Source organism: Pseudomonas sp. Z4-20, assembly GCF_051131955.1.
GTDB classification, from domain to species: Bacteria; Pseudomonadota; Gammaproteobacteria; order Pseudomonadales; family Pseudomonadaceae; genus Aquipseudomonas; species Aquipseudomonas marvdashtae.
In genome coordinates, this window is the sequence record NZ_CP071641.1 from 2,829,490 (window position 1) to 2,841,114 (window position 11,625).

Consider the following 11,625-nt stretch of genomic DNA (forward strand, 5'->3'; position numbering starts at 1 on the left):
CGCCCGCGCCATGCTGGAAAAAGACACCATTTCCATCCACTTGGTGCGCGAGGCGCTGCTGCAAAGCTGTGCCCCCGGCGTGGCGACCGACGAGGTGCTGCGTAAGGTGGGCATCGACCCGGCATTGCTCAACGATGCCCAGGCGCGAGTCCCGGCCCACGCCTATGCGCAGCTCTGGCGTTTGCTGGCCAGGCGTCTGGACGACGAATTCTTCGGCATGGACCCGCGCAAGCTCAAGTCCGGCAGCCTGGCCTTCCTGTGCCAGTGCACCATGGCCCAGCCAACGCTGGCAGCCGGGCTGACCGCGGGGCTGGGTTTTCTGTCGCTGATGCTCGAACACCTGCCGGCCCAGTGGGTCCGCCAGCAAAGCCTGGCGGAAATCGTCCTGCTGGAAGACGAGCAGGACCCGCGCCGGGCGTTTACCTACTTCACTTATTGGATGATTGTCCATGGCGTGGCCTGCTGGCTGGCCGGGCGACGCATTCCGATCCTGTCCGTCGAGTTGCGCTGCCCGGCGCCGGATTTCTGCGACGACTACCGTGTCATGTTCTCCCAGAACCTGCGCTTCGACCGGCCCCGCACTCGGATGATCTTTGCCGCCGACTGCCTGGACCTGCCCATTCGCCGCAGCCCCGAGGAACTCAAGCGCTTCCTGGCTCGAGCCCCGGCGAACATTCTGGTCAAGTACCGCGACCCGCAAAGCCTCTCCAGCCGCATCCGCCATGACCTGCGCCAGTTGCCTGCCGAACAGTGGCCGGAAACCGAGGCTTTGGCCCAGCAGCTGTGCGTTTCCGCCTCGACCCTGCGCCGCCGCCTGGCGGAGGAGGGGCAGACGTACCAAGGCCTCAAGGACAGCGTGCGCAAGGAGTTGGCAATCGCCTGGCTGGCCGAGCCGGCTATGAGCTTCGTCGAAATCGCCTCGCGCCTGGGGTTTGCCGATGCCAGTTCGTTCTACAAGGCGTTTCGCAAATGGTCCGGGTCCAATCCGGGGCACTATCGCACGTTGATTCTCAACGACCTCAGCTGACCCAGTCCTGTGTTGACAGCCCTGCTGCCAACCGTTCCCCGACACCATGGCCAAACCAGTCAAGCAATTTGATGGCTTTGACCATTGCCGCCCAGGCCCTTCGGCGCGAGTATTTCCCTGCTATTCACGGTTCCCCCAACCAATAAAAAGTACAGAGGGATTCTGGTCATGCGCGATTACTCGTCCGCCACCTCGCAGTTCGATTACCTGCACACCGTCAATGCCGCCTTGCACGGCTCGCTCGAAGCGCTCAATGCCTGCGTCGAATGTTGCGATCGCCACGCGTTGCCGGGGCGCATCGCCTTGTTCTGGGAGGGCCGTGACGGCAGCGACGCGACCTGGACTTACCGCGACCTGCAGGACAACGCGGCGCGTTTCGCCAATTTCCTGCGGGCGCAGGGTGTAGGCAAGGGCGACAAGGTTGCCGGCCTGTTGCCGCGCAATGCGGAACTGTTGATCGTGGTGCTCGCCACCTGGCGTATCGGCGCGGTGTACCAGCCGCTGTTCACCGCGTTCGGCCCCAAGGCCATCGAGCACCGCCTCGCCAGCTCGGGCGCGCGGGTGGTGGTGACCGACGCCAGCAATCGGCCCAAGCTCAATGAGGTTGCCGACTGCCCGACCCTCGTCACGGTCGGCGGCGACAAGGGCCAGGGCATTGTTCGCGGCGACTTCAGTTTCTGGGCCGAACTGGCCAACCACTCAAACCAGTGCGAACCGCTGATGCTGACCGGCGAGGATCCGTTCCTGCTGATGTTCACCTCCGGCACCACGGGGCCGGCCAAGGCGCTGTCGGTGCCGCTCAAGGCCATCGTCGCGTTTCAGAACTACATGCGTGACGCCGTGGACCTGCGGCCCGAGGACGCGTTCTGGAACGTCGCCGACCCGGGCTGGGCCTATGGCATTTATTTCGGCGTAACCGGGCCACTGGCGATGGGACATCCGATTACGTTCTACGACGGTCCGTTCACCCTGGAAAGCACCTGCCGAATCATCAACAAGTACGGCATCACCAATCTGGCCGGCTCGCCTACGGCTTATCGCCTGCTTATCGCCGGCGGCGAGCAGTTCGCCCGGTCGATCAAGGGCAAGCTGCGCATCGTCAGCAGCGCCGGTGAGCCGCTGAATCCGGAGGTGATCCGCTGGTTCGCCGACAACCTGAACGTGGTCATTCACGATCATTACGGCCAGACCGAATTGGGCATGGTCCTGTGCAATCACCATGGCCTGGAGCATCCGGTGCACCTCGGCGCTGCCGGTTTTGCCTCGCCGGGCCATCGGATCGTGGTGCTGGACGAAAACCACCGGGAATTGGGCGTTGCCCAGCCAGGCATTCTCGCGGTCGACCGCAGCCAGTCGCCCATGTGCTGGTTCGCCGGGTATGAAGGCGGACCGACCAAGGCCTTCGTCGGCGATTACTACCTGAGCGGCGACACCGTTGAGCTCAACCCCGACGGCAGCATCAGCTTCGTGGGGCGCAGCGACGATGTGATTACCACCTCCGGTTACCGCGTCGGTCCGTTCGACGTCGAAAGCGCGCTGATCGAACACCCGGCAGTAGTGGAGGCCGCGGTAATCGGCAAACCGGACCCTGAACGCACCGAGCTGGTGAAAGCTTTCGTGGTGCTCGGCGCCCAATACCGCGCCGCGCCGGAGCTGGCCGAGGAACTGCGCCTGCACGTGCGCCAGCGCCTGGCGGCCCATGCCTATCCCCGCGAAATCGAATTTGTCAGCGACTTGCCGAAAACCCCAAGCGGCAAATTGCAGCGCTTTATCTTGCGCAACCAGGAAATCGCCAAGGCTCAAGAGGCAATGGCGAAGAACGTTTCAGCTTGAACCCAAGGAAACCATGATGCAGATCAACAACAAGATTTTCCTCGTCAGCGGCGGCGCTTCCGGCCTCGGTGCGGCCACCGGTGAAATGCTGGTCAAGGCCGGCGCCAAGGTCATGCTGGTAGACCTCAACGCCGAGGCCGTGGCCGCCCAGGCGCAAAAGCTCGGTTGCCGCAGCGTGGTCGCGGACATCAGCAACGAAGCCGCGGCTGAAGCGGCGGTCAAGGCCACGGTCGATGCGTACGGTGGACTGAATGGCCTGGTGAACTGCGCCGGTATCGTGCGCGGCGAGAAGATCCTCGGCAAGAACGGCCCGCATGCCCTGGCCAGCTTCAGCCAGGTGATCAACGTCAACCTGATCGGCAGCTTCAACCTGCTGCGCCTGGCGGCGGCGGCCATCGCCGAGACCGAGGCCAGCGCCGACGGCGAGCGCGGAGTGATCATCAATACCGCGTCGGTGGCCGCTTTTGACGGTCAGATTGGCCAAGCCGCCTACGCGGCATCCAAGGGCGCGATTGCCAGCCTGACCTTGCCCGCCGCTCGCGAACTGGCACGCTTCGGCATCCGCGTGATGACCATTGCCCCCGGCATTTTCGAGACCCCGATGATGGCCGGCATGACTCCGGAGGTGCGCGAATCCCTGGCAGCCGGAGTGCCGTTTCCGCCGCGCCTGGGCAAACCCGCCGAGTACGCGGCGCTGGTCCGGCATATCATTGAAAACAGCATGCTCAACGGCGAGGTGATCCGTCTCGACGGTGCCTTGCGCATGGCAGCCAAGTAGGAGAATGCTCATGTCAAACGATCCGATTGTCATCGTCAGCGCCGTCCGCACCCCAATGGGCGGCTTCCAGGGCGAACTGAAAAGCCTCACCGCACCGCAACTCGGTTCCGCCGCGATCAAGGCTGCCGTGGAGCGAGCCGGCATTTCGCCGGAGGAGGTTGAAGAAGTGCTGTTCGGTTGCGTGCTCGCCGCGGGGCAGGGCCAGGCGCCGGCACGCCAGGCGGCGCTGGGCGCGGGGCTGGACAAATCGACCCGTTGCACCACGCTCAACAAGATGTGCGGTTCGGGCATGGAGGCGGCAATACTCGCCCATGACATGCTCGTCGCCGGCAGCGCCGACGTCGTGGTCGCCGGCGGCATGGAGAGCATGTCCAACGCCCCGTACCTGCTGGACCGCGCCCGCAGCGGCCTGCGCATGGGCCACGGCAAAGTGCTCGATCACATGTTCCTCGACGGCCTCGAAGACGCCTATGACAAGGGCCGTCTGATGGGCACCTTCGCCGAAGACTGCGCCCAAACCAATGGCTACAGCCGCGAAGCCCAGGATGCCTTTGCCATCGCGTCCACCACCCGCGCCCAGCAGGCGATAAAGGACGGCAGTTTTGACGCCGAGATCGTGCCGGTGCAGGTCATGGTCGGCAAGGAGCAGGTCACCGTGCGTCACGACGAGCAGCCGCCCAAGGCGCGCATCGACAAGATTCCCACGCTCAAGCCGGCCTTTCGCGAAGGCGGTAGCGTGACGGCGGCCAATGCCAGTTCGATTTCCGATGGCGCCGCGGCCCTGGTGCTGATGCGCCAGAGCCAGGCGCAACAGCGCGGTTTGACGCCGCTGGCGGTCATTCATGGGCATGCGGCGTTTGCCGACGCCCCAGGCTTGTTTCCGACCGCGCCGATTGGTGCGGTGAAGAAACTGATGGGTAAGACCGGCTGGTCGCTGGACGAGGTCGATCTGTTCGAAGTCAACGAAGCCTTCGCCGTGGTGGGGTTGGTGACTATGGACAAGTTGGAAATTCCCCATGACAAGTTCAACATCCACGGCGGCGCCTGCGCGTTGGGCCACCCGATCGGCGCGTCCGGCGCGCGAATTCTCGTGACCCTGTTGTCGGCCCTGCGCCAGAAAGGCCTCAAGCGCGGCGTCGCGGCCATTTGCATCGGCGGCGGCGAAGCCACGGCCATGGCCGTAGAATGCCTGTATTAAGGAATCACCATGCTTGCGACTGACGAACAAACCCAAATCCGCGACATGGCCCGGCAGTTCGCCCTGGAGCGCCTGAAACCGTTCGCCGCCGAATGGGACCGTGAACATCGCTTTCCTCGCGAAGCCATCGTTGAAATGGCCGAGCTGGGCTTTTTCGGCATGTTGGTGCCGGAACAGTGGGGCGGCTGTGACACCGGTTACCTGGCCTATGCGATGACCCTGGAAGAAATCGCTGCTGGCGACGGTGCCTGCTCGACCATCATGAGCGTGCATAACTCGGTGGGTTGCGTGCCGATTCTCAAGTTCGGCACCGATGAGCAAAAGGCTAGATTCCTCACGCCCCTGGCCAGCGGCGCGATGCTCGGCGCCTTCGCCCTGACCGAGCCCCAGGCTGGCTCGGACGCCAGCAGCCTCAAGACGCGGGCGCGGTTGGAGGGGGACCATTACGTGCTCAACGGTTGCAAGCAGTTCATCACCTCCGGGCAGAACGCCGGGGTGGTGATCGTGTTTGCGGTCACTGACCCGAGCGCCGGCAAGCGCGGCATCAGTGCCTTCATCGTGCCCACCGATTCTGCGGGCTACAGCGTGGCGCGGGTCGAGGACAAACTCGGCCAGCACGCCTCCGACACCTGCCAGATCCTGTTCGAGGACGTGAAGGTGCCAGTGGGCAATCGGCTCGGGGAGGAGGGTGAGGGCTACAAGATCGCCCTGGCGAACCTGGAAGGCGGGCGGGTCGGCATCGCCGCGCAGTCGGTGGGCATGGCCCGGGCAGCGTTCGAAGCCGCTCGCGACTATGCGCGCGAACGGCAAAGCTTCGGCAAGCCGATCATCGAGCACCAGGCCGTGGCGTTCCGCCTGGCCGACATGGCGACCCAGATCGCCGTGGCGCGGCAGATGGTCCACTATGCCGCCGCGCTGCGCGACGACGGCCAGCCGGCGCTGGTGGAAGCGTCCATGGCCAAGCTCTTCGCTTCGGAAATGGCCGAGAAGGTCTGCTCCATGGCGTTGCAGACCCTGGGCGGTTACGGTTACCTCAACGACTTCCCGCTGGAGCGCATCTACCGCGACGTGCGGGTCTGCCAGATCTATGAAGGCACCAGCGACATCCAGCGCATGGTCATTTCGCGCAATCTTTGAACAGGAGCCACGCATGAATTACGAAACGATTCTATTGGAGATCAAGGACCGCGTCGGCCTGATCACCCTCAACCGTCCCCAGGCATTGAACGCCCTGAATGCACAGATCGTCAGCGAGCTGAACCAAGCGTTGGACAGTCTGGAAGCCGACCCGAAGATCGGCTGCATCGTCCTGACCGGCTCGAAAAAAGCCTTCGCCGCCGGTGCCGACATCAAGGAAATGGCCGACCTGACCTACCCGCAGATCTATCTGGACGACCTGTTCAGCGATAGCGACCGGGTGGCTAACCGCCGCAAGCCGATCATTGCCGCCGTGAATGGCTTTGCCCTGGGTGGCGGCTGCGAGCTGGCGTTGATGTGCGATTTCATCCTGGCTGGCGATAACGCCAAGTTTGGCCAACCGGAAGTCAACCTCGGCGTGTTGCCGGGCATGGGCGGCACCCAGCGCCTGACCCGTGCGGTGGGCAAGGCCAAGGCCATGGAAATGTGCCTGACCGGGCGCTTTATCGATGCGCTCGAAGCGGAGCGCTGCGGCATCGTCGCGCGCATCGTTGCGGCTGATGAGCTGCTCGACGATGCATTGAAAACCGCGGCCTTGATTGCGTCCAAATCCGTGCCCATCAGCATGATGATCAAGGAAAGCGTCAACCGCGCCTTTGAAGTCAGCCTGTCGGAAGGCGTGCGTTTCGAACGCCGGGTATTTCACGCCGCATTTGCCACGCAGGATCAGAAGGAAGGCATGGCCGCGTTCGTGGCCAAGCGTGCCGCGGAGTTCCAGAACAAGTAAAATCAGGTCTACGGTGGGGCGGGGTTGCCCCCCGTGGCGAGGGAGCTTGCTCCCGCTGGACTGCGCAGCAGGCCCCTGCGGTTCTTCAGGTGCACCGCATTGACCTATTTGCGACTGCTGCGCAGCCGAGCGGGAGCAAGCTCCCTCGCCACGGGAATTTGATTGCCTGCGCGATTGAACTCGCGAAAGCTTTACACCAGGTAGTGCTTGAGCTCTCGGGCAATGACCATCCGCTGGATCTCGCTCGAACCCTCGTAGATCTGGGTAATCCGCGCATCGCGATAATAGCGCTCCACCGGATAATCCTCGAGGTAGCCATACCCACCGTGGATTTGTATCGCCGAGGAGCAGACCTTTTCGGCCATCTCCGAGGCGAACAGCTTGGCCTGGGAGGCTTCCGACAGACAGGGTTTGCCGGCGCTGCGCAGTCGTGCGGCGTGCAGAATCAGCAGTCGGGCGGCGTTCAGGCGAGTGTGCATGTCGGCCAGCAGGTTGGCGATGCTCTGGTGCTCGATGATCGGCTTGTCGAACTGCACCCGGTCGCGCGAATAGGCCAGGGCCGCTTCGAAGGCAGCTCGGGCGATGCCCAGGGCTTGGGCGGCGATACCGATGCGACCACCTTCGAGATTGGAGAGGGCGATGGCCAGGCCCTTGCCCCGCGCGCCCAATAGATTGGCCTCGGGTACGCTGCAGTTACTCAAGGTGACCGCGCAGGTGTCCGACGCGCGAATGCCCATCTTGTGTTCGGTGCGATCAACGATGAACCCAGGGGTGTCGGTCGGCACCAGGAACGCCGAGATGCCTTTCTTGCCTAGATCCGGGTCCGTCACGGCAAAGACAATCGCCAGTTTCGCTCGCTTGCCGTTGCTGACGAACTGCTTGGCACCATTGATGACCCATTGGCCGTCGCGCAATTCGGCCCGCGTGCGCAGATTGTGCGCCTCGGAGCCGGCCTGGGGTTCGGTCAGGCAGAAACAGCCAATCGCCTGGCCGCTGGCAAGGTCAGCCAACCAAGTCTTTTTCTGTTCGTCGGTGCCGAAATTCAGGACCGGACCGCAGCCCACCGAATTGTGGATGCTCATCAGTGCGCCAGTCGCACCGTCGCCCGCGGAGATTTCTTCCACGGCCAAGGCGTAGGCCACGTAATCGACATAGGTACCGCCCCATTCTTCGGGCACCACCATGCCCAGCAGGCCCAGTTCACCCATCTTCGCCACCAGCCCATCGTCGATCCAGCCGGCTTTTTCCCAGGCCTGGGCGTGCGGCGCGATTTCGCCACGGGCAAAATCACGAGCCATGTCGCGGATCATCACTTGTTCTTCGGTCAGCTCAAGGTCATGCATGATTCAATTCCCGTGGTAGTCGAAGCCGTCGAAGAAGCTCGCCACATGATCGGCGTCCAGCGCCTCCAGGGTCGGCGGATTCCAGCGCGGATTCTTGTCTTTATCGATCAGCAAGGCGCGCACGCCTTCGATCAGGTCTCCGCGCTCGAACCATTGGCGGTCCAGGTGCAGTTCCAGGGCAAAACAGTCTTCCAGGCTCAGGCGACGGCCGCGACGCAACATCTCCAGCGTCACTGCCATGGCCAAGGGAGAACGGGTTTCCAGCAGTTCGGCGGTCTTCAGCGACCATTCATGGCTGTTGGCGACCGTGACCTGGCGCAACTGCTCGACCATGCTGGGCACATCGGGCAGCGCGAAGAAATGATCGATGACCGGCCTCAAGTCGGCCAGGGGCGGGGCAGGGAGCTGCTGCACCGCCATCTTGGCGAGCAGGCTTTGTAAATCCTTGAGCGGTGCGTCGTGCCATTCCAGGCGATCGAGACGCTCGTCGAGCTGTGCGAGCTTGCGGCTGTCGAGATACCAGTCGGCCAGCCCACAGTACAACGCGTCTGCGGCGCGAATCTGCACGCCGCTGACGCCCAGGTAGATGCCCAGCTCACCGGGGATGCGCGGCAGGAAATAGCTGCCGCCCACGTCCGGGAAGTAACCGATGCCGACCTCGGGCATGCCCAGCCGGCTGCGTTCGGTCACCACCCGCAAGTCGGCGCCTTGCACCAGTCCCATGCCGCCGCCCAGCACAAAACCGTCCATCAGCGCGAGGATCGGCTTGCGGTAGTGGTGAATCGTCAGGTCGAGGGCGTATTCCTCGACGAAGAAATCTTCATGCAGGGTGTCGCCCTGCTTGTGGCTGTCGTACAGCGAGCGGATATCGCCGCCCGCGCAAAACGCCTTGTCGCCGGCACCACGCAGCACCACGGCGCGGATCTGCGGATCGCTGGCCCAGCTATCGAGTTGTTCCTGCAAGCTGCGCACCATGCCCAGGGTGAGGGCATTGAGGCCGGCGGGGCGGTTCAGGGTCAAATGGCCGATGTGATTACGGACCTCGACCAGCACTTCGTAAGGTGCGGTTTCGATACCGTCCGCAGCTTGGGATGAAACCTGAACTGTCATCGCTAACTCCCTGCTTTTCTTTGTAAATTTAGTCGCGCGTATCGGGATCGTAACAGCGCAAATTTGCATTGCACAACCGGGATACATGCAGGTCCTTCATGCATATTTATAGCAGCCACAGGCTCAGCCGCGACCCGACAGCACCTCCGTGATGCTGCGACGCTTGGCGTAACGCTCGCTGGCGTGGATCAATTGTTCGAGATCTTCGGGGGTTACGTCGAAAAACGCTTCCATTTCCTCAAGTGCCATTTGCAGGTCTTGCGCGGTAATGGCCTGGCGATCGACGGGAGGATGGTCGGCCGGTATGACCGCTACAGGTTCGCTGGCGCGCTTGGGATAACGCACGCGCGTGAGGTTGTTGTAAGCCAACGCAAAGGCGAGCAGGCCGGAGCCGGCCAGCATTGCAGCGCCGAGCGCCTGCCAGTCCAGCGCAACGATGGAGTGGTCGGCCAGCACCAACGTCGCCGCCAGGGCTCCCGCCGGAGGGTGCAGGCAACGCAGCCAGCACATCAACACCAGCGCCATGCCGGCGGCCAGGCAAGCGCTGCCCAGCGTGCGGCCGAGCACATGGGCCACCAGCAAGGCCAGGACCGACGCGCACAGATAACCGCCGAAAATCGACCAGGGCTGGGCGAGGGCACCTGACGAGACCGCGAACAGCAGCACGGCCGAGGCCCCGAGTGGGCCGATCAGGTGTTGCGCCACTTCCAGGCCAAACACTTGGCCACAGAGCCAGACACTGAACATTGTCCCCAGAGCCATGCCGATGGCGGCGCGGCTCCACTCGGTGGGACGGGTATTGATGGCAGCGGGGAACCAGCGAGAAAACATTAAGCGACGATCCGAAAAACGAACAAAAAAAGGGGCTTACGGGAGAATCCCTGAAAGCCCTTTAAGTGTTCCAACAGTTGGGGGAGGAACAGTGCACAGTGTGCCGTTCGCCACCTTCGCTTACAAATTCATATTAATGCTGTTTGAGTGCAGTTATTTTGATGTAAGGCGGCTCACGCGCGCTTGGACGCTTCAAACCATGCCTGCTGGGCGATGGGCAAGTCCCGCGATTGTCCTCGGCCCATCGGGAAATAGGTAAAGCCTTTGTCGGCCATGCGATCCGGGTCGTAGAGGTTTCGACCATCGAAAATCACCGGCGCCTTGAGTCGTTGCTGGATCAGTTGGAAATCCGGCGCCTTGAACGACTGCCATTCGGTGCAGATGATCAGCGCGTCGGCCCCCGCCAAGACCGATTCCGGCGTGCCCATGAGCATCAGTTTCGATTCATGGGGATAAAGCCGTTGGGTCTGTTGCATGGCTTCCGGGTCAAAGGCACGGACGCTGGCCCCGGCGGCCCACAACGACTCCAGGAGCGTGCGGCTGGGGGCGTCGCGCATGTCATCGGTGTTGGGTTTGAAGGCCAGGCCCCACAGCGCAAAAGTCTTGCCCCGCAGATCGCCGTTATAGAACGCGTTGATGCGTTCGAACAGCTTGTGTTTCTGGCGCAGGTTGACGGTTTCCACCGCTTGCAGCAGGTCGCTGGAGCAATGCGCTTGCTCGGCGGTGTGGATCAGGGCACGCATGTCCTTGGGAAAGCAGGACCCGCCGTAGCCGCACCCTGGATAAATGAAGTGATAGCCGATGCGTGAGTCGGCGCCGATCCCCTGACGCACCGACTCGATGTCTGCGCCCAAGTGTTCGGCCAGTTCGGCGATCTGGTTGATGAAGCTGATCTTGGTCGCCAGCATGCCGTTGGCCGCATATTTGGTCAGCTCGGCGCTGCGGACGTCCATGAACAGGATCCTGTCGTGGTTGCGGTTGAACGGCGCGTACAGCTCGCGCATGGTTTCGCGTACTTCCGCGCGCTCGCAACCGATGACGATGCGATCCGGGCGGCGGCAATCGGCGACGGCCGAGCCTTCCTTGAGAAACTCGGGGTTGGAGACGATATCGAACTGCAGCAAACGCCCGGCCTTGAGCAGGCATTTGTCGATGTGGGCCCTCAGGACATCGCCGGTGCCCACCGGCACGGTGGATTTCTCCACCACCACGACGGGCCGTTCGCGATAACGGGCGACCGCTTCGCCGACGGCCAGGACTTGGCGCAGATCCGCCGAACCGTCGTCCCGGGATGGGGTGCCGACGGCGATGAAAAGCACCTGGCCATGTTCCACCGCGACCTGTTCGTCACAGCTGAAATGCAAGCGCCCGGCTTCAAGCCCCTCGCGCATCAGCGCCGCCAACCCTGGCTCATAAATGCTGACCTGGCCCTGGCGCAGGGTTTCGATCTTCTGCGCATCAATGTCCATGCACACCACGTCATGGCCCACTTCGGCCAACACGACGGCTTGCACCAATCCAACGTAACCACTGCCGAACACACTGATTTTCATGGCGGACTCCCTGGACCATCCCGAGCAG

10 protein-coding genes are annotated in these 11,625 nt (G+C 63.0%); 6 read left to right on the plus strand and 4 right to left on the minus strand.

The window, feature by feature from the left end:
• Nucleotides 1-10: 10 nt before the first annotated feature.
• The 6 genes from J3P82_RS12890 (at nt 11) to J3P82_RS12915 (ending at nt 6,760) form a co-directional block, all read left to right on the plus strand.
• Nucleotides 11-1,027, plus strand: coding sequence for an AraC family transcriptional regulator (locus J3P82_RS12890; protein ID WP_434563813.1), 1,017 nt, complete (start codon nt 11-13; stop codon nt 1,025-1,027).
• Nucleotides 1,028-1,195: 168 nt separating this feature from the next.
• Nucleotides 1,196-2,860 (plus strand): AMP-binding protein, encoded by a 1,665-nt coding sequence (locus J3P82_RS12895; protein ID WP_434563622.1) that lies wholly within the window; start codon nt 1,196-1,198, stop codon nt 2,858-2,860.
• Between the two features lie 16 nt (nt 2,861-2,876).
• Nucleotides 2,877-3,638: an SDR family NAD(P)-dependent oxidoreductase gene (locus J3P82_RS12900; RefSeq protein ID WP_434563624.1), complete on the plus strand. Its 762-nt coding sequence runs from the start codon at nt 2,877-2,879 to the stop codon at nt 3,636-3,638.
• Nucleotides 3,639-3,642: 4 nt separating this feature from the next.
• Nucleotides 3,643-4,836: an acetyl-CoA C-acyltransferase gene (locus J3P82_RS12905; RefSeq protein WP_434563626.1), complete on the plus strand. Its 1,194-nt coding sequence runs from the start codon at nt 3,643-3,645 to the stop codon at nt 4,834-4,836.
• Nucleotides 4,837-4,845: 9 nt separating this feature from the next.
• Nucleotides 4,846-5,973 (plus strand): acyl-CoA dehydrogenase, encoded by a 1,128-nt coding sequence (locus J3P82_RS12910; RefSeq protein ID WP_434563628.1) that lies wholly within the window; start codon nt 4,846-4,848, stop codon nt 5,971-5,973.
• A 13-nt stretch (nt 5,974-5,986) separates the two neighbouring features.
• A complete protein-coding gene (locus J3P82_RS12915) occupies nt 5,987-6,760 on the plus strand; it encodes an enoyl-CoA hydratase (RefSeq protein WP_434563630.1) in 774 nt (257 codons plus the stop codon).
• Between the two features lie 191 nt (nt 6,761-6,951).
• Here J3P82_RS12915 and J3P82_RS12920 read toward each other — a convergent pair whose 3' ends face one another.
• The 4 genes from J3P82_RS12920 to J3P82_RS12935 all read right to left on the minus strand — a co-directional run bounded on the left by J3P82_RS12920 (nt 6,952) and on the right by J3P82_RS12935 (nt 11,597).
• On the minus strand, nt 6,952-8,103 hold the full coding sequence (locus tag J3P82_RS12920; protein WP_434563632.1) for an acyl-CoA dehydrogenase family protein: 1,152 nt from the start codon (nt 8,101-8,103) through the stop codon (nt 6,952-6,954).
• Nucleotides 8,104-8,106: 3 nt separating this feature from the next.
• Entirely contained in the window at nt 8,107-9,213 is a 1,107-nt protein-coding gene (locus J3P82_RS12925; protein ID WP_434563634.1) for an enoyl-CoA hydratase/isomerase family protein, read from the minus strand.
• Nucleotides 9,214-9,336: 123 nt separating this feature from the next.
• A complete protein-coding gene (locus J3P82_RS12930) occupies nt 9,337-10,044 on the minus strand; it encodes an HPP family protein (RefSeq protein ID WP_434563636.1) in 708 nt (235 codons plus the stop codon).
• A 173-nt stretch (nt 10,045-10,217) separates the two neighbouring features.
• Nucleotides 10,218-11,597, minus strand: coding sequence for a UDP-glucose dehydrogenase family protein (locus tag J3P82_RS12935; RefSeq protein ID WP_434563638.1), 1,380 nt, complete (start codon nt 11,595-11,597; stop codon nt 10,218-10,220).
• Nucleotides 11,598-11,625 lie beyond the last annotated feature (28 nt).